Consider the following 26,741-nt stretch of genomic DNA (forward strand, 5'->3'; position numbering starts at 1 on the left):
GAAACGAAGGTCCCTCTTTCCAGGGGGACCCCTCATTTACCTCAAGCAAAATCTATTCATTCATCGTATGATAATTTGTGTATGCAGAAGTATAACCATCTTTCGGATCAGGAGTTAGTCCGATTGTATTTAGCAGGCGATAACCCGGCCTTTACTGCGTTGGTGTACAGACATAAGGACAGGATTTTTACAACCATAGTATTGCTGGTGAGAGATAAAGCGCTGGCAGAAGATTTTTTCCAGGAGGTCTTTATTAAGATTATCAATGCATTGAAAGCGGGGCAGTACACGGACAATAACCGGTTTTGCCCCTGGGTGGTGCGCATCGCCCACAATTTTTGTATCAGCCATTTCCGCAAGGCGGAAACCCGGCACAATGTGCTTACGCGGTTCAATGACGCCATTGGCGACAGCCTGCATTACATGGATTTTAGCCCCGAGCAGCAGCTGATCACCGGGGAGCGCTACCGGGAGGTAGAGCATATGCTGGACCGCCTGCCGGCCGCCCAGCGCGAAGCGCTGATCCTGCGATATTACGCCGGGCTCAATTACCGGGAAATGGCCCAGACGGTAGGCATCAGCATCAATACGGCGTTGGGCCGTGTGCGTTATGCACTCATCAATTTAAGGCGGCAGATGGCCGCTTCGGAAACCGCGATGTGCTAATGAGCAGCTATCTGAAGCAACGCAGCTTACTATAAAAATAACAGGATGCATCAGCGGCAAGGCTGATGCATCCTTTAAGCGGATTGCGCCGTATTTTAATTTTATTTTAATGTAGCTTCATGTGGATTTAATTATTTTACCCGCATGGAGTATAATCATTTTTTATATAGACGCTGGAAAATTACCCTGCCTTTGTGGTCCATCATCTGCCCTTTAGTGGGGCTGGTGATACTGGCTTTGGCGGCGCAGTACAAGAGCGGTTTCTTTGCCCTGGTGATGGGCGCATCCCTGATAACTACTGTGCTGGCGGCGGTGCATCACGCGGAAGTGGTGGCGCATAAAGTGGGCGAGCCATTCGGGACGCTGATCCTGGCGTTGGCCATCACGGTGATTGAGGTTTCCCTCATCGTGTCCATGATGCTGGCCAAAAGCGCCGGTGGCGCCACGCTCGCGCGGGATACCGTGTTTGCCGCCATCATGCTGATATTGACGGGCATCATCGGGTTATCGTTACTAATAGGCGGGTATAAGTACAAGGAGCAGGCGTATATCAAGCAGGGCGTCAGCGCGGCGATGACAACGCTGACGGCTATATCCGTTTTGACGCTGGTGCTGCCTAATTATACCACTACCACGGCGGGGCCGGTATATTCCAGCAGTCAGCTGATTTTTGTGGCGGTCATTTCCCTGGTGTTGTACGGGGGATTTGTAGCCGTGCAAACGGGTTTGCACCGGGATTATTTCCTGCCGGAAGATGCGGCCAAAGGCGACGAAGATGCTCATGCATCCCCACCATCCGCGGCTACTACGGTATTCAGCCTGTTGCTGCTGGTAGCGTCGCTGGTAGTGGTGGTATTGCTCTCAAAGAAATTGTCGCCTACCATCGAGGGTATTGTTGTAGACTTAGGGGCTCCCAAGAGCCTGGTAGGTATCATTATCGCAGCGGTGATCCTGCTGCCGGAAGGCCTGGCTGCCATCCGCGCCGCTTCCCGCAACCGCCTGCAGACCAGCTTGAACCTGGCCCTGGGCTCCGCGCTCGCCAGCATTGGCCTCACCATCCCGGCGGTGGCCATCGTTTGCTACATCATGGGGTTTGAGGTAACGCTGGGGATTGACGGCAAATCCACCCTGCTGCTGTTGCTTTCTCTTTTTACCATCAATATTTCCTTTGGCGCCGGCCGTACGAATGTATTGCAGGGCATTGTGCAGCTGGTGATACTGGCTACCTACCTGTTTATTACCGTGGTCCCTTAGAACTTCACCTGGGTGCCTGGCGCACAGGGCGTTTTGCTCAGCGAAGCGTACTTCAGCACAAAGGAAGCGCTCATACAATGGGCCGGGTGGATGTTGGACGTGTCCATGCTTTGCAGCACCATGTAAAATACCTGCCCATCCTTAACGGAATCCGGCAGGGATACAACGCCCATGGTATGCGGTATCACCTCCGGGTTATCCCGGTAACCCAGCCATATGGTACTGATGGAATCGGTATGGGTTTTGAATACTTCCTGGTCCCTGGGGTCTACAAACTGGATCAGGTCCTGGCAACTGGTACCTACATATTTAACGGGAACGCAGGAAATGCCCGGCTCCACGCATATTACCCTCAGCCCGGGGTCCTCGTCCTTCTTACAGCCAAAAGCGGTGAATAATAATGCATTGAGCAACAAGATAGCTTTAACAGTACGCATAACAGCAATGATTTTGGTTTGGGAGTTTGCTGTTAAAACGGGCGTCCCTTATAAAAGTTACAGGAAAAGTTTTTAAGGGGCCCTGGAATGCCCTTAAAAGAAATGCGCCTCCTGGAAAAGGAGGCGCCGTTTAACACTCGTTATATTTCTATTCTCAAAAAGAAGCAACTGATCATATTATCTCGGCTTTTGATCCCACCACAACCTGGTGCCGCCATTATCCGCAGGAGTGCTCAGCAGCTGTATGGCTGCCTGCACTGCCTGGGGATTGGTATTGTATTCATTCTGCGGGAACGGTAACCTGCGGATCTGCAACTCCGTGGAAATGGTACCACCGCTGTTGTTGTGTACTACAGGAAATAGTTTAGGATAACCGGTGCGGCGGAATTCCGTCCAGGCTTCCTGCCCTTCGGGGAACATGGCCAGCCATTTTTGGGTGATGATCCTTTCCAGTTTTTGTTCGGGAGTGGCGGCTTCATTCCATTTGATAGTAATGGTGGAAGGGCTGCCGGCATTGTTGGCGCTGTTCTTCGGGTCCACATAAGGCGCGGGTACGCTGGTATTGTCGTCCTTATAGGCAGGATTGCTAACATTCCATTGCGCAAAGGAGGCGGCAATGCCATCTTCGTAGGCCTGCTGCGTGCTGCCGGCATTCGCCCAGCCATTCAGCGCAGCTTCCGCGCGGAGGAAGTACACCTCTGCAGCGGTCATGAGCTGCACCGGCGTTTGTTTGCTGAAGGAAGGCGTAGCGCCGTCGTTGACATTCAGGTTGGAATATTTCACATAATCATCCTTGGCATTGGCGCTGGTGATGCTGCCGATGCGAATGCCGATGTATTGGTTCGGGAAGGAGGGATCGGTGGACTTATCCATGTACCTGCCGATGCGCGGGTCCTTATAGCCATTCAGGTAACAGGCCAGGGAAGCGTTGATGCGGGTATCCGCCCAGTCGGTAGCAATGAAGACCAGCGGGTTGGTAAATGCGCCGGTGATCTTCACGGTCATATTATCCGCGTTAGCGGTGATGAGTCCGCCGTTGGCAGGGTCCAGGGCTTTTTCGCCTTCTGCCTTTGCCAGCGCCTTGTCCGCATAATTAATATGGGTAGCCAGGCGCAAACGCAGACTGTTGGCATATTTCAGCCATTGGGTGAAATTGCCGTTGTAGATGACGTCAAATTGGGCAAAGTTGAAGGGGAGAGATTTACCGCTGCTGATTTGCTGGCGCAGGTAACCGGCGGCGGTATCCAGCTCCAGGAAAAAGCGTTTGTAAACATCCTGCTGACTATCAAACGGGATGCTGGTATTGCTCTCACCTACACGGCTATACGGAATAGGGCCATAGATATCCGTCACGCGGCTCATGGCTGATACTTTAGTGATCAGCGCCACTGCCCATACCGCCGGGAAAGTTTTTTCAATACCGGTACTCCGCAGCTTAGTAAGCGGCGAAATCACGTTTAGGTAACCTACTTTATAGGCTTCCCCGTTCCAGCCTGTCACGAGGGAGTAGTTCAGGTTGTTGAGGCCGCTGCCGAATGGCGTGGCGGACATGAAGTAGCCGGAATAGCAATCCGCATTCAGGTTTTGCTGCACCTGGAAGGAGTTCGGATCGCCTCCGCCGGAAAAGTTGTAGATAGACATTTCGGCGGATTTGAGGTACAGGCCCAGTACGTTGAAGTCGTACGCCAGTTGCCCGCCGGTAACGCCGGTATTATCCGTATTATAAGACTCGAAATTTTTCGTACAGGCGTTCATGCTACCCGCGAGCAGTGCAGCAGCCACCCATACTTTATATCCGCGCAATTGATTGATCAGTTTCATCGTGTTCTGTTTTTCAGTGATACCATTAGAAGGTTGCATTCAGTGTCAGGCCATAGGAGCGGGTTGCAGGCAGCATAAACGCATCCACCCCGCCAAGGCCGTTGGCTGTAGACATGGTTTGCTCCGGGTCGAACGGCGCTTTTTTGGAGAAGTACAGCAGGTTGCGGCCCGTGAGGGAGAACTTGAGGGACTTCACAAAAGTATTTTTCAGCGGAACGAAGTAGCCGAGCGCAGCTTCCCTTAAACGTACGGTTGTGGCGCTGTACATGTATTCGCCGGAAACGCCTTCGCGGCCGCCGATCACGGAGTACCAGTTGGCGGCATCGATGGTGGTAACCGGGTTGCCTGCTTCGTCCACCCCGTTGATCTTCACGCCGCCGGCGTCGCGGGCATCGCCGCTGGCTTTGGAAACGCCGTAGCTGTCCATCATGGCTTGTGTGAGCGACATCACCTTGCCGCCAAACTTACCGTCGATGAGGAAGGAGAAAGTGAAATTACCGAAGGTCAGGTTGTTGTTCCAGCCCAGCTGCCAGCGGGTATTGGCGTTACCGAGGTACACCATGTCGCCGCCCTGTTTCACCGGCTTGCCGTCTTTCACGAGGATACGGCCCTGCGCATCCCTGCTGAGTACGGTGCCATAGATATCTCCGAAGGAGCCGCCTACTTTAAACTGTGACGCGTAGTTGGCGCCGGATGCGCCGCTGAGGGTAAAGCGGTCCACCTGCGGGGAGAGCTCGATGATCTTGTTTTCGTTGGTGCTGAAGTTCAGCGCGGTGTTCCACCGGAATTTACCTTTATCAAATACATCGTACCGCACGATGGCTTCCACGCCCTGGTTCTGAATATTACCGGCATTGATAAATACCGTGTTGTTCAGCGTAGCCCAGGCGGCGGCGATTTCCATGGTCTGGTTGGTGGTATTGGTTTTATAGTAGGTAACGTCCACGCTTAAACGATTATCGATGAAGCGCCATTCTGTACCGAGTTCCAGGGATTTTGTCTTTTCCGGTTTCAGGGTATTGAACGGATTGGCGGTACTTACCACGATGTTGCCACTGCTGCCCAGTTTAGCGCCGGGCGTATTGCTCTGGTAGGCGAGCGGACTGTTACCGACGATGGCGTAGGAACCGCGGACCTTCGCAAAGCTGATGGCCTCCGGCAGGTGTAAAGCCTGGCTGAGGATGACGTTCAGCCCCACGGAAGGGTAGAAGTAGGAGAGCTGCGGCGTGAATGCGAGGTCGGAAGCCCAGTCGTTACGCGCCGTTAAATCGAGGAACACCCAATCGTTATACGAGATATTGGCGCTTGCAAAAACGGACTGCCATTGGCTGTGCTTTTCCTGCGCGGTCCCGGAGATGCGGGCGTCCAGCGTTTTCACGTTTTGGATGGTGAAAATATTCGGCAGGTACAGCCCATCTTTCCCGGAGCTGATAACATCCCCCTGGATTTTCACATCGCGGATGCTGGCGCCGGCCAGGCCGTTGATGCTGATTTTTTTACCGGGGAAGCTGAAGTTGGCGAGCACGTCGCCATACTGCTGCGTGGTAGTGGTATTGCTGTAGTAGTAGCTGCCATTGGCGCTGGCGAGTACCTGCTGGGTGCCGGCGTAGATCTTTTGTTCGTACAGGTCGTTGATGCGGTCGATGCTTCCGCGGGCCTGGATGTTAAGCCAGGAGTTGGCCTGGTATTTCAGGCTGGCGTTGGCCAGTAAACGGTTCCTGCGGAGAGAGTTCGGGTTGCGGTGAATGATCCACCAGGGATTTTGCTGTACGTCTTCATTCAGCGGCCAGTTTTGAACGGGCAGGAAGTTGCGGCCCGGGTCTGCCACTTCGAAATTGTTTTTGTATTGGGAGATGTCCAGGCTACGCGGGAAGAGGTACAGCCCAGTGAGCGGATTGAAATAGAAGCCGGAGAGCGGCGTATTGTCAATCTTCTGGGTCATGTAGTTCACATCGGCGGTGGCGGTGAGCTTATCGTCGAAGAAGTGGCCGGTTTCCTTGAAATCGAGGTTATGGCGGCCTATATCGTTGCCGGGTTCAATACCGCGGCCGGAGGTGTTTGCGTAGGAGAAATAAGTTTGCGCCTTTTCGCTGCCGCCGCTCAGGCTGATGGCGTTGGTGAAGATCTGGCCGGTTTGGAAGAACTGGTCCAGGTTATCCCGGTTAACGGGATTGTTGATCTTCGCGCCCCAGCTTTGTGTGGAGCTGTCTTTCGTTTGCGCGTAGTTATTTTGAAATTTGGGCAGGTAAGCAGCCTGGGAGATATTAAACCCGCTGTACACGTTGACGGCCGGCTTTCCGGATTTGCCCGATTTGGTAGTGACGAGGATGACCCCATTTGCACCCTGGCTACCGTACAAAGCCGCTGCGGAAGCGCCTTTCAGCACGTTGATACTTTCGATGTCTTCCGGGTTGAGGTTGGAGATAGGATCTCCGCCATCGTAGGAAGAGGTACCGCCGTAGATGCTGGTAGGCTGGTTGGTGAGGGAGTTGTTCATGGGCACCCCGTCGATTACATACAGGGCCTGGTTGGAGCCGAGGCCGGATTTACTGCCGCGCAGGATCACCTTGGCGGAGCCGCCCACGCCGGAGGCGCTGGAGCTGATGGTCAGGCCGGCCACCTTACCGTTGAGGGTATTGATCAGGTTAGGATCTTTGGCTTTGGTCAATTCCAGGCCGTTCAGCTGCTGGGTGGAGTAGGTGATGGATTTTTCCGCACGCTTAACGCCGAGGGCTGTTACGACTACGGCATTGAGCTGGCTGTCCTGCGTTTGCAGGGTGATGGCGAGGTTGGCGTCGTTGCCCACCGTCACCTGTTGCTGCGCATACCCGATGAAGCTGATGATCAGCACATCGCCGGGTTTGGCGTCGATGGTGAATGCGCCCTGGACGTTGGTTACCGTACCTCTGCTGGTGCCTTTCACCTGGATGGATACGCCTACGAGGGGCTGCCCGTCAGGGCCGGTTACCTTGCCCTGTATCGCGATGTTCGGGCTGGCGAGGGGGGTATCCTTTACCCGTGGCCTTGCGGAAACCACGATGGTTTTATCCACGATGTTGTAGGTGAACAGGCGGTTGTTGAGGCAGGCGTTGAGTACCTGCGGCACGGTAGCGCTTTGCATATTTAAAGTTACCGGCGCCGCCTGCTGCAGCAGGCGTTCGTCGTAGACGAATTCGTAGCCAGTTTGGTGGCTGATGCTGTTGAATACGTCGTACAGGGCCAGTCGCTTACCCTTGATGGTAACCGATTGGGAGAAGGAGTTGGCGCTCAGATTAAGTGTAAATACTATGGTCAGTATTGCCGTTAATCGCATAATTAGCAATAATTTTTGGAGCAAAGGCCTGCCCTTTCTGCGGACTTTGCAGGTACAAAGGAGTTCCATACTTTTGTTTTGTGGCTTAAAAGTTCAATTTTGTTTCAGCAAATGGAATTTGGATTGCCATGTTATAACCGGGAGCATTGGCGTGCTTCCGGTTTTTTGCAATCAGTTTGTTAGCATTCACGTTTTCATAACCTGTCAGTTTTTTTAATTCATAAGTGGCGTTGCTGTGATCATTTTACTGCAGTGCGTTTTATTGCACCTGTATTTTTGTACAGGTGTTTTTATTGCGCCGGGTAAAATGGTTTCACTTTTATTTGATGGTGATCAGTTTCAAAGCTAACCCGCTGTGTAGCGGAGAGGATGTGGAGCAGGTCGTCCGCATCGGCGCGGCGGGAGATGACGCCGGTCAGGCGTACATCTGAGAGGTCGCCGCTGTACGTCACCTCCACATCGTACCAACGGGCAATCTGCCGCATGATGGTTTGGATGCTGGTATTGCGGAAGCGGAACTTGCCGTCTTTCCAGGCCAGCGCCTGTTCCATATCGGCGGGGCCTACGCTGAAGCTGGCATTGCCGGCGAGCGTGCCTGCCTGGCCGGGTTGGAGCAGCGTTTTGGCGCCGCCGCGGGACAGCTGAACGGCGCCGCTTTCCAGCGTGGTGGTGATGGCTGCTTCGTCCGCATAGGCCATGATATTGAAGCTGGTACCCAGGACCTGCACTTCCATAGCCTCGTTGCCTTTTACGGCTACGATAAAAGGTTGGGCGGCGTTGGGCGCTACCTGGAAGTAGGCTTCCCCGGATATTTCCACTCTTCTTTCCTTACCGGCAAAGGTTGTCGGGAAGCGGATGCTGCTGGCTGCGTTGAGCCAGACGCGGCTTCCGTCCGGCAGGCCGAGCTGATACTGGCCGCCCCGCGGCGTAACGATAGCGTTATATACGATGCCGGCGGCTTTGCCATTGGCCTGGTAGGTGATGCCTTCCCCGTTATTATGGATGCGTGCATCGCCCTGTTGGGCTATTTCCCCGAGGTGGGCGCTGTCGAGTGGGAGAGTGCTGCCATCCGCCAGTACCAGCATGGCTTTATTGCTACCCGGCTGTATGGGTTTCACCTGTTTGGCGATCACCACCGGCTGCCGTTGGTGCTGGTAGAGGTAAGCGCCGCCGCCGATGGCCAGGGCTGCGAGGCATGCTGCCGCCAGCAGCCACCTGTTGCGGGACGGGCGTGTAGCCTTGAGGGTGGGCTGTGCCAGGATATGGGCTACAATTTCCGGATGATCGGCCGGTTGCCAGCCACTGTCCGGCGCGCCCTGGCGCAGCAGCGTATCGATGTCCGCCTTGATCAGCGCTGCCACTTCCGGTTGCTGGCTTAACTCCTGAAGGCGCTCCAGCTCCGCGGCAGTGATGCTGCCTTGTTTGTATTTTTCCAGTAGTAGCTGTACTTCCTTCATAAGTGTTTTGGTTGTTTGGGAAAGGGTATTTAGGGTAAAGACGAACGAAGGAAGGGAAGGGAGTATGCGGGGGAAAAATTTTTTTAATTACCTCCTGAACGTTAGCAGTATCAATAAAATTGGCACCGCATCGTTTTTCACGCGGGCGCTCACAAACGTCCGGATAGATTGCATGGCCAGGCTCATTTGCTTCTTCACGGTATGCACTGAAATATTCAGCTGCCGGGAAATCTCTTCATTGCTGTAGCCTGCCTGGCGCGCCTGATATACCTTGCGCCTTTCCGGCGGCAGTGCGGATACGGCGGCATGGAGGATGCCGTCGTATTCCTTTTGCAGCAGCAGGTGATCTGCATCTTCCCGGATGGTGGGTTGCTGCTGCTGGTGAATATCGTAAACTTTCAGTTTGACCAGCTGCCTGCGGAAGCCGTCATAAATATGGTTGCGGGTGAGTATAAAGAGGTAATCGCGGAAGTTGCCCACGGTAGGCAGCGCTGCCCTGCGGAGCCAGACCTTCATGAATATTTCCTGGACGGTTTCGGTGGCCAGGTTGGGATCTTTCAGGTACACCATGGCAGCGTCATATACCAGTTTACTGTACTGGTGAAAAATAGCCGTAAACGCAGCGGCGTCACCCCCGGCTACCTGTGATAATAGTGCTTGCTCTTCTGCTGTATTGGCGACTGGCAAAGGCTTAATATTGAATTTTGGTGGAATCCTTTTGTCCGATTATGACAGTAATTTAGTAATAAATTACATTCCAACCATCATTTTGCTTAAACGTTTAAGCACCGCGCCAGATAAGCACTGCCAGCGCCGGGTTTGGAGGGGCGCCGGCAGTGGGATAATGGGTCCTATAGTAACAGCCGCTGAAATGCTAAAGGCCCTTCGGCTGTGAAAGGATACCCCGGGCTGCATGGCCGTTGCAGCGGGCCGCTAAATAAACATCCCGCCTGAAGCCTCAATCCGCTGCGCCGTAATCCAACGCGCTTCTTCCGTACAGAGGAAAGCCACGATGCCGCCAATATCATCCGGCATACCTACACGCCCCAACGCTGTATTAGCCGCAACCCGCGCATGCATTTCCGGGTTATCCCTTACCATGCCGCCATTGAAGTCCGTAGCAATAGCGCCAGGCGCTACCACATTCGCGGTAATGCCGCGCTGCCCCAGCTCGCGGGCAAGGTAACGGGTCAGCACTTCCACGCCGCCTTTCATCATCGCATAAGCGCTGCTGCCAGGGAGGGCAAAGCGCGCCAGGCCGGAGGAGATGTTGATGATGCGGCCGCCGTCGTTCATTAAACTCAGCGCCTGTTGCGTGAAGAAGAACACGCCTTTCAGGTGGATGTTCATCAGGTCGTCGAACTGCGCTTCCGTCACGGAAGTGAAAGGAGTGGTGAGGCCGGTGCCGGCGTTATTGACGAGGAAATCGAAGGTGGACGCGCCAAAGGTTTCCTGTAAGGTATTTTTCAATTGTGTAAAGAAGCCCTGGAACGACTTCACGTCGCCGGCGTTCAGCTGCAGGGCAGCGCCTTTGCTGCCGGCAGCTGCAATGGCAGCTACCACGTTTGCGGCTTCATCCTGCCGGCTGTTGTAGGTGATGACTACCTGGAAGCCTTTTTGAGCCAGGGCAAGCGCCATGTTCCTGCCGAGTCCGCGGCTACCGCCTGTTACGAGTGCAATTTTGTTACTGGTTGCCATGTTTTGAAATTTTGTTGGTGAATTATCGTACTGTTTGTTCAGCGAATCGACTGTACAAAGTTCGGTCATTGCGTAACCGGGACTGTTACGGTAATCAATCTATCATTTGCAAAATTCAAATAATGGCGTTTAGCGGTACGCGGCCGGGGAAAGGTTGGTTTGCTTCCTGAAAAAGTTGGAGAAATGAGCGACCTCCTCAAAGCCAAGTCCATAGGCAATCTCGGATACGCTCAGGTTCGTTTGCTTCAGCAGGATTTTAGCTTCCTGTACAATGCGGTTGCTGATCAGCTCCGTAGTGGTTTTACCGGTGTTTTCCTTTAATACCTTGTTGAGATGGTTGACATGCACGGCCAGCCGGTCCGCAAAATCCTTGGCCGCGCGCAGCTGCAGGCGCTGTTGCGGCGGTTCTACGGGGAACTGGCGTTCCAGCAGTTCAATAAACAGGGAGGTAATGCGCGTTGCGGCGGTATGGGCAGGCTGTGTAACGTTCAACGGCTGCAGCTTTTGCCCGAAGTGGATCACCTCCATAAGGTAATTGCGCAGCAGGTCGTATTTATAGGTGTAATCGGACCCGATTTCCCGGTACATTTTCCGGAAGATGCCGGTGATTTCCTCCGCCTCTTCTTCGTGTACCTGGAAGATGGGGACGCCGCCGGACCGGAAGATGGGCAGCTCGTCCAGCACCACGCCGCTTTTGGTGGGCACCATAAATTCCTCGGTGAAAATACAGAAATAGCCGGCCTGGTTTTCATCTAAAGGCACATAATGGTATGGGATCTTCGGAGAGGCGAAGAGCAGGGCGTTCTGCTCTATTTCAATCACCTTATCGGCGTACTCGGCCCTGTTACGGCCGCTGATCATGCTGATTTTATAATAGGAACGGCGGTTGTAGGGCATGGTACCGGTAGCCTTGTACCTGGCTACGGTGTCGGCTATCTTAAAGATGTTGAAATGCCCCAGTTCCTTGTTGATGCCTTCCGGCACATTGCCGGTAGCTTCCCTGTAAAAATCTTCCAGCGTTGATCTGGTCATGACTGCCTCCGTTTTGCGAAATTCAAATGTAGGGAATTTTGGGGACATGGGAGGCGGTTGCGGTGATTGGGCATCTGTGTTTCATCAATGTACTGGTTACGGGGAGGCAGGTCACAACGGCCAAACTAACCGCACTTTAGGTGGCAGCCAGCGCCACCTCACGGAAGTTCTCCACCGCGCCCTCGCAAACCGAACACCGGTAATCCGCCGGCAGGTCCGCAAAAGCCGTCCCTGGCTGCACTCCCTGCGCCGGATCCCCATAGGTTTCATCATATACCGTCAGGCAATCGCAGCACTGATAAGCCGTTTTCTCCGGCGCCGGCAGCACCGCCGCCTGCTGCTCCCGGATGTAATCCCCCAGGAGGTCCTTTTCGCTCTGCTGATCGTAATAGGCTTTGCACAACGCCGCCACATAAGGGCCCAGGTGCTCTTTACTGACCCCCTCCCGGTACAGTACCAATTGGGAGGAGTTGGCATTGAAACCGGCGGTATGCAGGATGTCGTACCGTTGCAGGTACTTGAGCTTACTCTCCCGGTGGCGCTGCTGCCTTCTTATAACAATAGAACCAAACAGGCTTTCGGACTTCCGGATCCGCACGCTGAAACAGAGGCCGTAGGTCCGGATGTCCATACTGTCAAAATACCGGATGATATGGCGTTTCAGCACCAGCCCGTCCTCACAGTCATCCTCCACGCACCAGTTCAGTTCATTGGCCGCATGCCGCACATTTACGCCGTGCTTGCCCAGGATATAGTCCCACAGGTGGCGGTGCGTTTTACTGATATGCTGGATTACGACCGATTTCCAGGGGGTGATGTACACCGCCCCTGTCATCGTTTGCTGGCAAATGGCGCACATATCTCTCAGGAAAGGAACCGAAAAATATTCATTGCGCTTGTATATGCCCAGCCAGTAGCCGTTATTCTGCTGGTTAAAACCTTCGTAGTAAGGCAGGTGGAAAGGAGGGAGTGCCAGCTCCTGTTCCTTCTCCCGGGAGCTGAATGCCTTGTCGGCCGTCACATTTTCGTATATTCCTTCCAGTGAGTTTGTATGTAAAATATACTGCTCCGCCGCTTTGCTCAGCGCCGCTATATGGTTGCTGTACACCAGCATAGGCCAGGCCGTCAGCTCCTGCGTGCCGGGCAGCCGCAGGTAGAGGTACCAGTAGTGCGCATGCGGGGAGGATACCCAGTTGATATGCCCGGTAAACAAAGGCACAAAGGTTTGGGACTGTTCGCAGATGTTGATCTTCAGGGCGGGATGGTAATCAAACTGGTCAAATATTTCCTTGTACACTCCCTCCGTCAGCCAGCCGGTATGCATCAGCAGGCCGCTGGTCAGGTAGGAGCTGACGATGTTGGGGCCTGCCGCCACGGGGATGCGCGCCAGGTGGCACTGGGTTACAAATGATTCGTAGCGGTTGACGGCTACGTCCAGTATCAGCTGCTGCCGCTGCCCGAAGCGCAGCTCCCGGCACTGATGCTCCGCCGCCAGCTCTACGAGTTTCATCAACTGCCCCGCCGGCGCAATGCCCCCGGTGAAATTGATTTGTATGGTCTGCTCTGCTTTCAACATCTATACGAGTATTGATCTTTCCTGTAATGATTTTTCGAGGATGGCCTTCACTTCGGACCGGCAGCTGCCGCAGCCCATACCCGCGCCGCTGGCCTGGCAGAGGGCCGGCAGGTTGTCGCAGCCTTTGTCGATTTCCGCGCGGATATTGCCTTCGCCCACATTGCCGCAGCTGCATACCAGCTTCCCGAGAACGGTATGGCCCTTGTTGCCGGAACGCAGCAGTTGCAGCCGCTTTTCGCTCAGCTCCGTGCCCTGCTGTATCAAATCCCTGAACTCGAGGAACTCCGATTTGTCGCCAATGAGGATAGCGCCCACCAGCTTGTCCTGGTGCACGATGCATTTTTTATAATAACGTTTGGCCTTATCCATGAAAATGATTTCCTCATAGGCCGGGTCATCCGGGGTGACCACCATCCCGAGGGAACAAATGTCCGTTCCGTGCATTTTCAGGATGTTCATAAACAGCGAGCCTTTGTAATAGCTGCCGGTATCGCCGCAGAGGTAGCCGGCCACCACGGCGGCTTGTTGCTCCGCGGCAGCGGTGATGCCGTACAGCACGCCCCTGAAGGAGGCAATCTCCCCGATGGCAAAAATGTCCGGATCACTGGTCTGTAAGTATTCATTCACCGTTACGCCCCGCTCGCATTGCAAGCCTGCGGCTACGGCCAGTTCAATGTTAGGTTGGGTGCCGATGGTCATCACCACGGCCTGGCAGGGAATATACCTGCCGCTTTTCATATAGAGTCCCGTCACATGGTCGTCCCCATCGAAGCGGGAAATCTCATCGTTGAAATAGGTTTCAATGCCTCTGTCCGTCAGCTCTTCATGGAGCAGCTGCGCTGCCGTGTGATCCAGCTGCCGGTCCATCAGGCGGGAGGTACGCTGTATAACGCCAACGGCTATACCCATTTCCCGGAGCGAGGCTGCCAGCTCAATGCCGAGCAGCCCGCCGCCGGTGATCATAACGCGGCCTTTACCAGGACTTACATAAGATTTAAATCGGTCAGCATCGGGGCGGGTACGCATGGTGAAGATGCCCCGTATATCCGGTACATCTTTGAGCCTGGCGGCACGGCTGCCCGTAGCCAGCAACAGCACGTCAAAGGAATGTACCTCACCATGGTTATCGGTCACAGTTTTGCGCTCCCGGTCAATATGCGTGATATAGACGCCGCGGCGCAGCGTGATATTATACTGCTGCTCTTCCTCCCTGTTCATGGTCACCAGTTGCGGCCATTGCAGGGTATCGGAAATATAGTCCGGGAGCATTACCCTGTTGTAAAAGGGCAGATCTTCCTTGCTGAAGATCACGATTTCATCGGTGGTATTCAGCTCGCGGTAGGAGCGTACAAAGCCCCTGGCGCCCGCGCCTGCGCCCACGACGATGATTTTTCGCTTTGGCTGCTGGTATTTGCGGACAGCCACCGCGTTGTATTTAAAATCCGGTTGTTTTGAAATGGGGTCCAGCAGCCGGGAGGTCAGGTTGTTGGCCCGGTGGAGGTCCTGCTGCAGGATCTTGCCCCAGTGCATAGGCAAAAACACGACGCCCTGTTTGATGGTATCCGTGAGGGTGGCCTTCACCCTAACGTTGCCGGTTACGCTGAGTACTTCCACGATATCCCCGTTGCGGATACCCCTTTCGGCGGCATCTTCCGGGTGTATTTCCAGGAAAGCCTCGCGGATATGTTGCCGGAGTTTGTTGACCTTGCCGGTTTTGCTCATGGTATGCCACTGGTCGCGGATGCGGCCGGTGGTAAGGATCAGCGGAAATTCCGGACTTACGGGTACGGAATTATTTTCATCCGCCACAGCATGGATCATCGCTTTACGGTCGGAGGTATAGAACTGGTGGTCTGTAAACAGTCTGCTGGTGCCTTTGCCGTTGCGGTAGGGCCATTGAATACTGCGATGCTCCTGTAATATGCTGTAGTTGAGGCCACTGATATCTGTATTGGTACCGCTTGTCAGGCGGGTATGTTCTTTATATATCTCTTCCGTTGTCGTATAGTCGAACCCGTTATAGCCCATTTTTTTAGCGAAGCGGCAAATGATTTCCGCATCGGGGAGGGCTTCCCCCGGGGCTTCGGTAATGCGGGCGAGGTAACTGATGCGGCGTTCGGCGTTGGTCATGGTGCCTTCCTTCTCCGTCCAGGCGGCTGCCGGCAGTACCACGTCCGCATATTCCAGGGTTTCCGGCTTGCTGGAAATTTCCTGTACTACCACGTATTTCGCCTTTTGCAGCGCCGCTTCCGCCTGCCGGGCATTGGGCAGGCTCACCAGGGGGTTGGTGCACATGATCCAGATGGCTTTCAGGCGGCCGTCTTCCAGGGCTTCAAACATTTCGGTGGCGGTTAATCCGGGTTTAGGGGAGATGTCAGGGACGCCCCAGAACGCGGCCACCTCCCGGCGGTGCGCTTCATTATTCAATACGCGATGGGCCGGCAGCAAATTGCTAAGGCCACCCACCTCCCGGCCCCCCATGGCATTGGGTTGCCCGGTAAGGGAGAAAGGGCCGCTGCCGGGTTTACCGATCTGGCCTGTGATCAGGTGCAGGTTGATGAGGCTAAGGTTTTTGTTGACCCCCACCACGCTTTGGTTCAGGCCCATGGTCCAGAAAGACATGAAGCCGGTTGCTTCGCCGATGTACCGCGCGGCGGCATAGATGTCCGCCGCATTTACGCCGCAGATGACGGCCGCCTCTTCCACCGTACGCTCCATGACCTGCTTCCGGTAAGCTTCATAGCCGTTCGTATGCGCGGCAATGAAGGACTGGTTCGTGTATCCCTGCATGATAATCGCCCTGCCAATAGCATGGTGCAGCGTAATATCCGTTCCGGGATTTAGTTGCAGGTGAATATCCGCCATGGCGCAGGTTTGCGTTACCCGCGGATCGCTCACAATAATTTTAAGGGCGGGGTTGGCGGCCCTGGCGGCTTCCACGCGGCGCCAGAGGATAGGATGGCACCAGGCGGGGTTAGCGCCGGCAACGAAGATGCAATCCGCTTCCGCGATGTCGTCATAATTACCGGGAACGCTATCCTCGCCCAATGCCAGTTTATAGGCTGCTACTGCGCTGCTCATGCATAACCGGGAGTTGGTGTCTATATTATTGCTCCCGATGTATCCTTTGATGAGCTTATTAACCACGTAATATTCTTCCGTCAGGCATTGCCCGGAGGCGTAAAAGGCAACGGCTTCCGGGCCGTATTTTTTTATGATGCTGCCAAATACGGCAGCGGTGCGTTCCAGCGCCTGGTCCCATGTAACCCGCTGCCGTGGCATGCTCCGGTGGTATCGCATTTCCGGGTAGAGGAGCCTGTCGGAGGTATCCATCACGGTATAGTGCAGGTTCATGCCCTTGGAGCAAAGCATACCCCGGTTGACAGGATGATCGGGATCGCCCTGTACCTGTACATTTCCCCGTTTATCTTTCGTCACGATGATGCCGCAGCCTACGCCGCAGTAACAACAGGTGGATTTAATGGAGGTGTCCATGGAACGCTGGATTTAAAAGTTTCAGGATGCTACGGCCGCGGATGGGATGCCGCTGGCCGGTACCGGTTTTACAAACCTGGTTACCATGATGATGACGGAAACGATGATGACGATCACGCCCAGGTATTGGAAGGCCTGTATGTAGGTAATGCTTTCTGATTTAAAGAGGAAGCCGAACATCATTCCGCCCAGGTTGCCGCCAGCGCCAACGATGCCGCTAACCATGCCGGCATTCTTTTCATTGATAAAAGGCACGATGCCGAAAGTGGCGCCGTTGGCCATTTTCAGGAACAGCGCAAAACTCAGCATACAGGCGATGGCCAGTCCGAGGGTGCCGGCATGGGCAAACCAGAGCAGGCCCAAACCTTCGCCCAGCAGCATGAAGCCGAGCAGGCGGCCTTTGCCCCGCATGCCGTGCCTGGCGCCCACCTTGTCGGACACGATGCCGCCCAGCGCCCTGGCAAATATGTTCATGAATCCGAATATCCCCGCCAGGAAACCGGCTTTGGCCTGGTCTAACCCAAACGTATCTACGAAGTGCAGGGAGGCCACATTGTCAAACGTGATCTCCATCCCGAAGCACATGCCGTAGGCCAGCGTCAGCGCCCAGATGCGCCAGTCCTTGAGGATGCTCCAGTCAGTAGGGCCGGCAACTTTGCGCTGGCTGATTTCATCGAAGTTGCCTTCCGGCGTATCCCTGGTAAAACGGTAGTACAGCCAGGCAACGATCAGCATCATCAGTCCGGGTACGATCATGGCATAACGCCAGGCTTCCCCTTTGGTAAACCCAAACCCCACAATAGCCGCGAAGATCAGGGGCATAACCATATTGGTGATCCCTCCGCCGAGGTTGCCCCAGCCGCCGGTGATGGCGTTGGCAGTGCCCTTGATGGAAGGAGCGAACATCAGCCCGGTGTGGAACTGTGTTACCACGAAGGAAGCGCCAATAACGCTGATGGCTAAACGGAAGAGCAGGAAGGTAGTGTAGCTGTGCGCCAGGCCCACGAGGAACACGGGCAGGGAGCCGGCTACCAGGAGCCGTACGGCCGTTTTGCGGGGTCCCCAGAGGTCGCAGAGGCGGCCTATGATCAGCCGGGCGATAATGGTGCCGCTGACAGAGGCGATCATAATATTGCCCACCTGGGATTTAGTGAGGCCGAGGTCTTCCCGGATGGTAGGCATCAGCGGCGCCAGGCCAAACCAGCCAAAGAAGCAGACGAAGAACATCAGCCACGTGATATGGAACGTGCGCATCTGAACGGAGTTCAGACTGAATAATTTTATTTTATCGAGTTGAGCAGACATAGACTTTGGTTTGCAGGTTATTTAATAAAGATCTCCGGTTTCACGGTGAGCATCAGGTAGGCCCAGTTGCTGTTGCTGCCGGCGTTGGCGATGTTCTTGACAGTGGGAGAGGCGAGGGTATTGGTATTCCAGTAATGGCTATACCCTCCTTCAATGCTGATAATACGGGTAAGGCTATACGTAGCCGTGATGTCGGCCTCTGTGCCCAGGTTCCGCTGGTAGCCGGGAATGCTGCCGGCGCTGAGGAACTGGTGCAGGTCGGTACTGATGAGCCATTTGGAAGCGGGCTTCCAGCGCGACTTCAGGTAGTAATCCTGCAGGCCCTGGTGGCCGAAGGGGCTGGCAACGTAGAAGTAGTCCATATTGCCCCAGAACTTATGCGGGGTACCGTACAGGGGGTCAAACCAGGGACTGGTATAATCCACCCCGGGCCCCAGGCTGAAGGCGCCGCTCAGCTTAAAAAGCGCCGCGGCGGATAACAGGCAGGAGGGGTTCGTGGCCGCCTGGAAGTAGCCTGCAGCAGTGGCTTCCAGCAGTCTGGAGCTGCGGTTCCAGTATAGCCCGGCGGTAATGCGGCTGTAGGTAGTAGCTTCCCAGGTTTTTACCGGCAGGTTGTTGACCGTATCGGTATGGGAGCGGGAAAATTGATCGGCCAGGACGAGGAAGGAGAGCGTTTGATTACCCGTCTTCCGGCTGGCATGGAGGAATTCCAGGCTTTTGTACATGCTGCCCCCGTTCGTGTTGGCCGGGTAGTTGCCGGGAGGCGCTGGGTTGTAGATGGTGCCGCTGCCGTTTTCCTTGTTTTGATTGAAAGCGGCGCCGAGATGCAGCTGCCAGCGTGGGGACTGGTACCGGAGCAATACCGCATCGTGGCGGCGGCCCTGTTGCAGCCAGTCGAGGTTGCCGAGGAGGCGGCTATCGTCGTACACCAATTCCTGCCGGCCGGCCTTTACGCTCAGGCTGTAATTTTTTACAGTGGTATCCGTAAGCATGACCGCCGCCCAGGCTTCGTGCAGGAGAAAGCCGTTATTGTCGGCCGTGGTGGTGCGGTTGATGGTAGAGGCGTCCTGGCCCCATACCCGTACATCCTGGACGGTGAGGCCCAGCTGCAGGCGGTAGGCGTTAAAGCCAAAGCCTAACCTGCTGCGCTGGGAGGTGAAGAACGCCGGTTTGGCGTTGGCGGGAAGTGGGGCTCCTTGTCCGTCACGGAATTCGGAGCGCGTCCGTAATTGTGCGTTGATGGATAACTGCGCATATGCCGGCCGTAGAAATAATCCGGACAAGACAAACGAAGCCCCGCTAAGAAACAGTTTTTTCATGTAACTTAGATCGATTTTAAAAGTGAGCCAATCATTTTTGAGTCAGAAGCCCGGCCAGCCTGCCCGCTGCCGGGTTTCGCCTTTTATGTGACGCTATACTTCCATAAACGCTGCGTTGATACCGATGTACACCCGCTCGTCAATTACTTTCACGGGGTACACGGTGATGGACGACTCAGCATCGTCGGAGATGCAGCGGCCATCCAGCAGGGAGAATGTTTTCTTGTGAAAGGGACAGGCTACCTTTGGCTCGTCCTTTACGGTGCCGGTCATGCCGCGGCTGAGCGCCATCTGCTGGCGGTGCGGACACATGTTCTGCGTGGCGTACCACTCATTGCGGCGCGCAAAGTAATAGAGTGCGATCTGCTCGTCTGCCAGCTTAACGCATACCCCGCCGTTGGTGGGTACATCGGTTGTGTTGCAGGCGTAATACCAGGTGATACTTGTTTCGATTACAGACATAGCGGTAGGATTTAGTTGATTGAATTATTTCCATTCAGCGGCGCGTTTCTGGTCGCGCATTTTTTCAAATTTTACAGTAGGGTCTTTTTCTTCCGGCGCATTGATGAAGTGCGAGAAGCGTTTCCGTAATTCAGGGCTTTCCACTACCTCTTTCCATTCGCATTTGTAGTTGTCGACCAGGGTTTGCATGGCGGCCTCGAGTTCGGCGGCAATGCCCAGGCTGTCGTTTACCACTACGTTGTGGAGGTAGTCCATCCCGCCTTCCAGCTTATTGAGCCAGGTAGCGGTGCGGGTGAGCGGGTCGGCGGTTTTGATGTAGAACATCAGGAACCGGTCGATATATTTAATACAGGTTTCGCTGTCGATATCGGAAGCCAGCAGTTTGGCGTGTTGCGGTTTGGAGCCGCCGTTGCCGCATACGTAGAGGTTCCAGCCTTTTTCCGTGGCGATGATGCCGAAGTCTTTCGACTGCGCTTCGGCGCATTCGCGGATACAGCCGGATACGGCGGATTTTATTTTATGCGGGGCGCGGAGGCCGCGGTACCGCTCTTCTATCCGGATGGCAAAGCTGACGCTGTCGTGCAGTCCGAACCGGCACCAGGTGGAGCCTACGCAGCTTTTGACGGTGCGCAGCGCTTTCCCGTAGGCATGGCCGCTTTCAAAGCCTGCGGCAATCAGCTCTTCCCAGATGTAGGGGAGGTCGCTCAGGTGTGCGCCGAAGAGGTCGATCCGCTGCCCGCCGGTGATTTTCGTATAGAGGTTATATTTAGTAGCTACCTGCCCGATGACGATGAGTTTTTCCGGGGTGATCTCACCGCCGGGGATGCGTGGCACTACGGAGTAGGTGCCGCCTTTCTGGATGTTGGCGAGGTAGCGGTCATTGGAATCCTGTGCGGTATCGTTGCCTTTGTCGAGGATCAGCTCATTCCACAGGCTGGCGAGGATGGAGGCTACCACCGGTTTGCAGATCTCGCAGCCGTCGCCCTGGCCGTAGGCGTCTATCACTTCGTCGAAGCTGCGGAGGGCTTTTACCTTGATGAGGTCCAGCATTTCCTGGCGGGAGTAGGCAAAGTGTTCGCAGATGACGTTGCGGATATAGCGGCCTTCGGCTTTCATGGTGGCGGTGATGAGGTCCTTTACCATGGGCGCGCAGCCGCCGCAGCAGGAGCCGGCTTTGGTGGCCTTTTTCACGTCGTCGAAGGTTTCCAGGCCTGCGGTAACGGCACCGCATATACGGCCTTTGCTAACGCTTTCGCAGCTGCAGATGACGGCATCGTCCGGCAGGCCGGTAACGGCAGCGGAGTTAGCGTCCCCGTCTTTTTTAGCGCCGGTCAGCAGTTCGGAAGGGTTGGCCGGCAGGGGCAGGCTGTTTTTCGTTGTTTGCAGCAGCATGTTATAGTCGGCCGCATCCCCGATCAGGATGCCGCCCAGCAGCCGTGCGCCGTCCTGGGTGATATTGAGTCTTTTATATACTCCCGCAAAGCGGTCTTCAAATACGATACTATGGCAGGTATGCGGCAAAGGAAACGGATCGCCGAAGCTCGCCACGTCCACGCCGATGAGTTTGAGTTTGGTGCTCATATCAAAGCCGGTGAAGGCTTTTTCTTCTCCCATGATGGTTGCCGCCGCTACGGCCGCCATTTCATAACCCGGGGCTACGAGGCCGTATATCATTTGCCGGTGAAGGGCGCATTCCCCGATAGCGAAAATCTCCGGGTCGGAGGTTTGCATCTGGTCGTTCACTACGATGCCGCCTCTCGGGCCCAAAGTAAGGCCGGCTTGCAGGGCCAGTTCGTCTCTTGGTTTGATGCCGGCGGATACGATAATCATGTCCGCCGATACGGAACTGCCGTCCGTAAAAGCCAGGCCGGTTACTTCATTTTCACCTAACACCTCGCTTGAATTACGGTTTGTAAGAATGTTGATTCCCAGTTCTTTAAGTTTATTTTCTAATATGGCAGAACCCTGTTCATCGATCTGCCTGGGCATGAGCCGGGAGGAAAATTCCACTACAAAGGACTCCGGCACTTTAAGGTCGAGCAGGGCTTTGGCTGCTTCCAATCCAAGGAGTCCGCCCCCGATTACGATACCGGATGTGGCGTTGGCGGCATAAGCGCGGATCGCGTCCAGGTCCTCGATGGTGCGGTACACGAATACTCCTTTTTTATCAATGCCGGGGATGGGCGGTACGAAGGCAGCGGAGCCGGTGGCCAGTACGAGGTAGTCGTAGGTTTCCGCCTTCCCGTCCAGCGTATGTACGGTTTTGCGGTGCCGGTCGATCCGGGTAACGGGGTCGCCTGTATGTAATATTATATTATTGTCCTGGTACCATTGTAAGTCGGCCAGCAGGAGATCTTCAGCGGTTTTGCCATCCAGGTAGGAGGTGAGGTGTACCCGGTCGTACGCCGGGCGGGGTTCTTCGCCAAATACAATCAGTTCAATCCCGGTATCAGCTATTGAACGGAGTTTCTCACAGAATTTGTAGCCTACCATGCCGTTCCCTATTACGATTACTTTCATTGGAATTAGATTTTGAATCGGGAGTTAAAATATATTATAAAATATTTTATATAATAGATTTTCTCTTGAGGAATGTAAAATTGCGGGCAGGCGTATGATTTGTGATATAAAAATAAGGATTTTGTTTTTAAATTTGAATGTGTTTTCTGATAAAATACATAAATATAATTTAATCTAATATGAATGAATCAGCCAAAATGCTCTCCCTGATAGGCGCAGGACCCGGCGACCCGGAGCTGATCACCCTCAAGGCGGTACGGGTACTCCGCAGCGCCAGGGTGGTATTATATGATGCCCTCGTCAACGAGGCCCTCCTGGAACACGCCGCACCGGATGCGATTATTAAATATGTAGGCAAGCGGTGCAGTCAGCATAGCCGCACGCAGGCCGAAATCAATGAGCTTATTGTCAGCAGCGCATATGAATACGGCCATGTAGCCCGGCTTAAAGGCGGGGACCCGTTTATCTTCGGCCGCGCCACGGAAGAAATTGAGACTGCCGCCCGCCATGACATCCCCGTACAGGTCATCCCCGGCATCAGCAGCGCCCTGGCAGTACCCGCCGCGCAAATGATCCCCCTGACGAGCAGGGGAACAGCTGACAGCTTTTGGGTAACAACCGGGACTACCTCAGGCGGCCAGCTCTCACCGGAGTTAGTGCTGGCGGCACAATCGTCCGCGACCGTTGTAATTCTCATGGGGATGCATCATCTTTTTCCCATCACCCAATTATTTACCTCCTACGGTAAAGCCTATACGCCGGTGATGATTATCCAGCAGGGGACCACCCCTGAGGAAAAAGTGGTGAGCGGACATATATATAATATTACCGAGGTGGCCCGGGAGGCCGGCATCGGTAGTCCGGCCATCATCGTCATCGGCAACGTGGTGGACCTGCCCGGACATTTCTCCCAACTTGCCACGCAAAAGTTATCTTTGCACGATACGCATTATGAAACCAGATAAAAAGTCCTGCGACGGCGCCAGCTGCCTGCTCTGCCGGCTCTCCATGCGGGAGTGGCTGCCCGCCATCCAAGCGCACAAGAAAAACTTCGGGTATAAGAAAAACGATACCCTCTTCCGGGAAGGCGACCCCGTAAAAGGTATGTTCTTCGTGGTGGAAGGGGTGGTGAAAGTGCATAAGCACTGGGGGACGGAAAAAGACCTGATCGTGCGCTTTGCGCAGAAAGGGGAGATCGTAGGGCACCGCGGCATCGGCGGCCCGGAAAATATTTATCCCGTTACGGCTACCGCCATGGGGCCTGTGAAAGTCTGCTATGTGGACCTCGAATTTTTTACCGCCTCCCTCCGGGTCAACAACGAGCTGCTCTACCAGCTCATGCTCTTTTATGCAAAAGAATTACAGGACGCGGAAAAATACATGCACGGACTGGCGCATATGCCCGTCAAAACACGCCTGGCAAATGTGCTGCTGCTGATCTACCGCAAGTTTGGCACTACCGCCGAAGGCTATATTAACCTGCCCCTCACCAAACAGGACCTCTCCGAATGCATCGGCGCTACCTACGAAACGACCTTCCGGGTACTGCATGAGCTGATCGCCGACGGGCTGGTGAAAACGGAAGGTAAGCATCTCCTCCTGCCTAACCCCATTGCGCTGGCGGAACAGGCGAAATTCTAGCAAGCCGGCTATGGTAAAGGGTTGTAGCTTGTCTGGCCAGGTGGCCGCCGGGAACGATTGCGTAAATAATCCTGGCGCATCTGCGGCTCATTTACTAATTTGATCCCGGAATTGTTTCACGATATGAAAAAAGTATGGCTGACCTATGTACTGCTGCTTGCAGGCGTATCGCTGTTTGCGCAAACGGTAAAGAAAACGGTGGCGAAAGATGGCAGCGGCGATTATACCACGATACAGTCCGCACTTGATGCTGTTCCGCTTAACAATGATCAACCTTATATCATCTACATTAAAAAAGGTGTATATAAAGAAAAAGTACATCTCGATTCTTCCAAGGATCATGTGACACTGATCGGCGAAGATGAGTTCAGCACCATCATAACGTATGACGACCATTCCGGGAAAGTAACGCCCAACGGAGATACCCTGCGGACGTCCACTTCCTATACGTTTGCAGTGAATGCTGCCGACTTCCGGGCCGAACACCTGACCTTTCAGAATACGGCAGGCGCGAACGCCGGACAGGCGGTGGCGCTGGCAGTGAAAGGGGACCGCGCGACGTTCCTGCATTGCCGCATGATCGCTTTCCAGGATACGCTCCTGGCAGGGGCTACGCCCGGCAGGGAATACTACCGCGAATGCTACATTGAAGGAAGCACAGATTTTATTTTTGGCGCAGCCGCGGCATTGTTTTATAAATGCCGGATACACAGCAACCGCAATTCCTTTATCACCGCCGCCAGCACGCCGGAGCGCCAGGCCGCCGGGTATGTGTTCAGGGATTGCAGGATTACCGCTGATTCAGGAGTGGCCAAGGTATTCCTTGGCAGGCCATGGAGGCCGTTTTCCAGCGTAACGTATATCAACTGTTACTTAGGGGAACACATTCTGCCGGCGGGATGGAACAACTGGGGCAAGGCCAGCAACGAAGCTACGGCGCGTTACGCGGAGTACAACAGCTATGGCCCGGGCGCTAATCCCGCAGCGAGGGTAAACTGGGCCAGGCAGTTAAGTAAAAAAGAAGCAGCAAAGTACACACAGGAATATATTTACGGAGATTGGAAATTTCAACTATGAGAAAACTGGCAGGATGCCTGATCGGATTACTGGCCGCTTCACCGGCCTTCGCCCAGTCAGGGAACGAGGTATCAAAAGTTTGGGTAGCGGATAACGGAAACGGTACCTATAAAAATCCGGTATTGTACGCGGATTATTCCGACCCGGATGCCATCCGCGTAGGAGAGGATTACTATATGATCGCTTCCAGCTTTGATGCCATCCCGGGATTGCCCATCCTGCATTCCAAAGACCTGGTCAACTGGCGTATTGCGGGGCATGCCCTGCTGCGTCAGCCGCCATATGAGCATTTTACCAGAACCCAGCATGGCAACGGCGTTTGGGCGCCGGCCATCCGGTATCATAACAATGAATTTTATATCTATTACCCGGACCCTGACTTCGGTATCTATCTGACTAAAGCCAAAAATATCAATGGCCCGTGGAGCGAACCGCAGCTGGTGGCAGGAGGTAAAGGGCTGATAGACCCTTGTCCGCTCTGGGACGACGATGGCAAGGCGTACCTCGTGCATGCCTATGCCGGCAGCAGGGCGGGTATTAAAAGCATCCTGGTGGTAAAACAACTGAATGCCGATGGTACCAAAGCGATCGATGAAGGAGTGATGGTGTTTGACGGTCATGACGCGCACCCTACGCTGGAAGGGCCCAAGTTCTACAAGCGCAACGGCTATTACTATATCTTTGCGCCTGCAGGAGGGGTGTCCACCGGATGGCAGCTGGTGATGCGTTCCAAAAATATTTATGGCCCTTACGAAAGCAAGATCGTAATGGACCAGGGGAAATCGCCCGTAAACGGCCCGCACCAGGGCGCCTGGGTGACTACCCAGAAAGGGGCCGACTGGTTCCTGCACTTCCAGGACCTGGATGCATACGGCAGGGTGGTACACCTGCAGCCGATGACCTGGGTAAACGACTGGCCGGTGATAGGAGAGGATAAGGACAAGGACGGAAAAGGCGAGCCGGTACTCGTCTGGCGCAAACCGGATGTAGGCAAAACCTGGCCGGTGACCACACCGGCAGAATCGGACGAATTCAATGGCAATACGATCGGTAAACAATGGCAATGGCAGGCCAATCCTTTTGCAGGCTGGGCTTTCCCTTCCTCCGCGAAAGGCAGCCTACGCCTCTTTGCCGCACCCGCGCCGGATTCCGCCAACAGCCTCTGGGACGTGCCCAATGTGCTGGCGCAAAAATTCCCGGCAGAGGAGTTTACCGCCACGGTAAAGTTTACGTTTACACCGCGGCTGCCGGGCGACCGGATGTCGTTCATCGTACTGGGGCTCGATTATGCAGGCCTGGCAGTTGAAAATAAAACAGATGGTTTGTACCTTACCACCCTCCGTTGTACACAGGCGGATAAGGGCAGGAAGGAACAGGCGGAGCAGGTAACCAAACTAACGGCAACGGATATATTTTTCCGCGTGCGGGTTACCAGGGGAGGAAAGTGTAACTTCAGTTACAGTACTGACGGTACTACTTTCCACGTGGCAGGAAATGAATTCACAGCTAAACCCGGCAAATGGATAGGAGCCAAGCTGGGGCTGTGCTGCAGCCGCACGGCAAAAACAAATGATGCCGGCTTTGCGGATGTCGATTGGTTTAGAATCACTAAATAGTAATAAGAAAGGCTAAATGAACATTCCCTGACGTCTGCCAGGGAATTTTTTT

19 protein-coding genes are annotated in these 26,741 nt (G+C 54.6%); 6 read left to right on the forward strand and 13 right to left on the reverse strand.

Annotated features, from left to right (window positions below):
• The first annotated feature begins 81 nt into the window (after nucleotides 1-81).
• Nucleotides 82-666, forward strand: a complete 585-nt coding sequence (locus tag BOC67_RS10895) for a sigma-70 family RNA polymerase sigma factor (protein WP_291910188.1) — start codon at nucleotides 82-84, stop codon at nucleotides 664-666.
• Nucleotides 667-858: 192 nt separating this feature from the next.
• Nucleotides 859-1,920, forward strand: a complete 1,062-nt coding sequence (locus BOC67_RS10900; RefSeq protein WP_291910189.1) for an ionic transporter y4hA — start codon at nucleotides 859-861, stop codon at nucleotides 1,918-1,920.
• On the opposite strand, the gene BOC67_RS10905 is transcribed toward BOC67_RS10900, so the two are convergent.
• The 13 genes from BOC67_RS10905 to nirB form a co-directional block, all read right to left on the reverse strand.
• Nucleotides 1,917-2,357, reverse strand: coding sequence for a hypothetical protein (locus BOC67_RS10905; RefSeq protein WP_291910190.1), 441 nt, complete (start codon nucleotides 2,355-2,357; stop codon nucleotides 1,917-1,919). The genes BOC67_RS10900 and BOC67_RS10905 overlap by 4 nt on opposite strands.
• Nucleotides 2,358-2,534: 177 nt before the next feature.
• Nucleotides 2,535-4,178, reverse strand: a complete 1,644-nt coding sequence (locus BOC67_RS10910) for a RagB/SusD family nutrient uptake outer membrane protein (RefSeq protein ID WP_291910191.1) — start codon at nucleotides 4,176-4,178, stop codon at nucleotides 2,535-2,537.
• Between the two features lie 25 nt (nucleotides 4,179-4,203).
• Entirely contained in the window at nucleotides 4,204-7,491 is a 3,288-nt protein-coding gene (locus BOC67_RS10915) for a SusC/RagA family TonB-linked outer membrane protein (protein ID WP_291910192.1), read from the reverse strand.
• 290 nt (nucleotides 7,492-7,781) lie between these two features.
• A complete protein-coding gene (locus BOC67_RS10920; RefSeq protein WP_291910193.1) occupies nucleotides 7,782-8,948 on the reverse strand; it encodes a FecR domain-containing protein in 1,167 nt (388 codons plus the stop codon).
• 87 nt (nucleotides 8,949-9,035) lie between these two features.
• Nucleotides 9,036-9,635: a sigma-70 family RNA polymerase sigma factor gene (locus tag BOC67_RS10925; protein ID WP_291910194.1), complete on the reverse strand. Its 600-nt coding sequence runs from the start codon at nucleotides 9,633-9,635 to the stop codon at nucleotides 9,036-9,038.
• A 246-nt stretch (nucleotides 9,636-9,881) separates the two neighbouring features.
• Nucleotides 9,882-10,646, reverse strand: a complete 765-nt coding sequence (locus BOC67_RS10930; RefSeq protein ID WP_291910195.1) for an SDR family oxidoreductase — start codon at nucleotides 10,644-10,646, stop codon at nucleotides 9,882-9,884.
• A gap of 129 nt (nucleotides 10,647-10,775) precedes the next feature.
• Nucleotides 10,776-11,678, reverse strand: a complete 903-nt coding sequence (locus tag BOC67_RS10935; RefSeq protein WP_291910196.1) for an AraC family transcriptional regulator — start codon at nucleotides 11,676-11,678, stop codon at nucleotides 10,776-10,778.
• A gap of 136 nt (nucleotides 11,679-11,814) precedes the next feature.
• Complete coding sequence (locus BOC67_RS10940) at nucleotides 11,815-13,254, reverse strand: rubredoxin domain-containing protein (RefSeq protein ID WP_291910197.1); 1,440 nt, start codon at nucleotides 13,252-13,254, stop codon at nucleotides 11,815-11,817.
• The gene (locus BOC67_RS10945; RefSeq protein ID WP_291910198.1) at nucleotides 13,255-16,749 is read right to left on the reverse strand and encodes a nitrate reductase; all 3,495 of its coding nucleotides are present in this window, start codon (nucleotides 16,747-16,749) and stop codon (nucleotides 13,255-13,257) included.
• A gap of 21 nt (nucleotides 16,750-16,770) precedes the next feature.
• Nucleotides 16,771-18,054 (reverse strand): MFS transporter, encoded by a 1,284-nt coding sequence (locus tag BOC67_RS10950; protein WP_291910199.1) that lies wholly within the window; start codon nucleotides 18,052-18,054, stop codon nucleotides 16,771-16,773.
• A 17-nt stretch (nucleotides 18,055-18,071) separates the two neighbouring features.
• Nucleotides 18,072-19,373: an alginate export family protein gene (locus tag BOC67_RS10955; protein ID WP_291910200.1), complete on the reverse strand. Its 1,302-nt coding sequence runs from the start codon at nucleotides 19,371-19,373 to the stop codon at nucleotides 18,072-18,074.
• 93 nt (nucleotides 19,374-19,466) lie between these two features.
• Entirely contained in the window at nucleotides 19,467-19,835 is a 369-nt protein-coding gene (gene nirD / locus BOC67_RS10960) for a nitrite reductase small subunit NirD (RefSeq protein WP_291910201.1), read from the reverse strand.
• A gap of 24 nt (nucleotides 19,836-19,859) precedes the next feature.
• The gene (gene nirB / locus BOC67_RS10965) at nucleotides 19,860-22,355 is read right to left on the reverse strand and encodes a nitrite reductase large subunit NirB (RefSeq protein WP_291910202.1); all 2,496 of its coding nucleotides are present in this window, start codon (nucleotides 22,353-22,355) and stop codon (nucleotides 19,860-19,862) included.
• 179 nt (nucleotides 22,356-22,534) lie between these two features.
• Here nirB and cobA point away from each other — a divergent pair, with 179 nt between their 5' ends.
• From cobA to BOC67_RS10985, 4 genes are all read left to right on the forward strand, one after another.
• Nucleotides 22,535-23,320: a uroporphyrinogen-III C-methyltransferase gene (gene cobA, locus BOC67_RS10970; protein ID WP_291910204.1), complete on the forward strand. Its 786-nt coding sequence runs from the start codon at nucleotides 22,535-22,537 to the stop codon at nucleotides 23,318-23,320.
• The gene (locus tag BOC67_RS10975; protein ID WP_291910206.1) at nucleotides 23,307-23,996 is read left to right on the forward strand and encodes a Crp/Fnr family transcriptional regulator; all 690 of its coding nucleotides are present in this window, start codon (nucleotides 23,307-23,309) and stop codon (nucleotides 23,994-23,996) included. The genes cobA and BOC67_RS10975 overlap by 14 nt, the downstream gene beginning before the upstream one ends.
• Before the next feature lie 123 nt (nucleotides 23,997-24,119).
• Complete coding sequence (locus BOC67_RS10980) at nucleotides 24,120-25,073, forward strand: pectinesterase family protein (RefSeq protein ID WP_291910208.1); 954 nt, start codon at nucleotides 24,120-24,122, stop codon at nucleotides 25,071-25,073.
• Entirely contained in the window at nucleotides 25,070-26,689 is a 1,620-nt protein-coding gene (locus BOC67_RS10985; RefSeq protein WP_291910210.1) for a glycoside hydrolase 43 family protein, read from the forward strand. Before BOC67_RS10980 ends, BOC67_RS10985 begins: the two co-directional genes overlap by 4 nt.
• Nucleotides 26,690-26,741: the final 52 nt, after the last annotated feature.

This window comes from Chitinophaga sp. CB10, assembly GCA_001870995.2.
In the GTDB taxonomy this organism is placed as follows: domain Bacteria; phylum Bacteroidota; class Bacteroidia; order Chitinophagales; family Chitinophagaceae; genus Chitinophaga.

Bases quoted from the DNA above. Each gene is read 5' to 3' on its own strand.
- nirB (WP_291910202.1), bottom strand. From the start codon at position 22,355: ATGAAAGTAATCGTAATAGGGAACGGCATGGTAGGCTACAAATTCTGT.
- BOC67_RS10975 (WP_291910206.1), top strand. From the start codon at position 23,307: ATGAAACCAGATAAAAAGTCCTGCGACGGCGCCAGCTGCCTGCTCTGC.
- BOC67_RS10950 (WP_291910199.1), bottom strand. From the start codon at position 18,054: ATGTCTGCTCAACTCGATAAAATAAAATTATTCAGTCTGAACTCCGTT.
- nirD (WP_291910201.1), bottom strand. From the start codon at position 19,835: ATGTCTGTAATCGAAACAAGTATCACCTGGTATTACGCCTGCAACACA.
- BOC67_RS10910 (WP_291910191.1), bottom strand. From the start codon at position 4,178: ATGAAACTGATCAATCAATTGCGCGGATATAAAGTATGGGTGGCTGCT.
- BOC67_RS10985 (WP_291910210.1), top strand. From the start codon at position 25,070: ATGAGAAAACTGGCAGGATGCCTGATCGGATTACTGGCCGCTTCACCG.
- BOC67_RS10895 (WP_291910188.1), top strand. From the start codon at position 82: ATGCAGAAGTATAACCATCTTTCGGATCAGGAGTTAGTCCGATTGTAT.
- BOC67_RS10980 (WP_291910208.1), top strand. From the start codon at position 24,120: ATGAAAAAAGTATGGCTGACCTATGTACTGCTGCTTGCAGGCGTATCG.
- BOC67_RS10930 (WP_291910195.1), bottom strand. From the start codon at position 10,646: ATGGCAACCAGTAACAAAATTGCACTCGTAACAGGCGGTAGCCGCGGA.
- BOC67_RS10940 (WP_291910197.1), bottom strand. From the start codon at position 13,254: ATGTTGAAAGCAGAGCAGACCATACAAATCAATTTCACCGGGGGCATT.
- BOC67_RS10955 (WP_291910200.1), bottom strand. From the start codon at position 19,373: ATGAAAAAACTGTTTCTTAGCGGGGCTTCGTTTGTCTTGTCCGGATTA.
- BOC67_RS10935 (WP_291910196.1), bottom strand. From the start codon at position 11,678: ATGACCAGATCAACGCTGGAAGATTTTTACAGGGAAGCTACCGGCAAT.
- BOC67_RS10945 (WP_291910198.1), bottom strand. From the start codon at position 16,749: ATGGACACCTCCATTAAATCCACCTGTTGTTACTGCGGCGTAGGCTGC.
- BOC67_RS10920 (WP_291910193.1), bottom strand. From the start codon at position 8,948: ATGAAGGAAGTACAGCTACTACTGGAAAAATACAAACAAGGCAGCATC.
- BOC67_RS10905 (WP_291910190.1), bottom strand. From the start codon at position 2,357: ATGCGTACTGTTAAAGCTATCTTGTTGCTCAATGCATTATTATTCACC.
- cobA (WP_291910204.1), top strand. From the start codon at position 22,535: ATGAATGAATCAGCCAAAATGCTCTCCCTGATAGGCGCAGGACCCGGC.
- BOC67_RS10915 (WP_291910192.1), bottom strand. From the start codon at position 7,491: ATGCGATTAACGGCAATACTGACCATAGTATTTACACTTAATCTGAGC.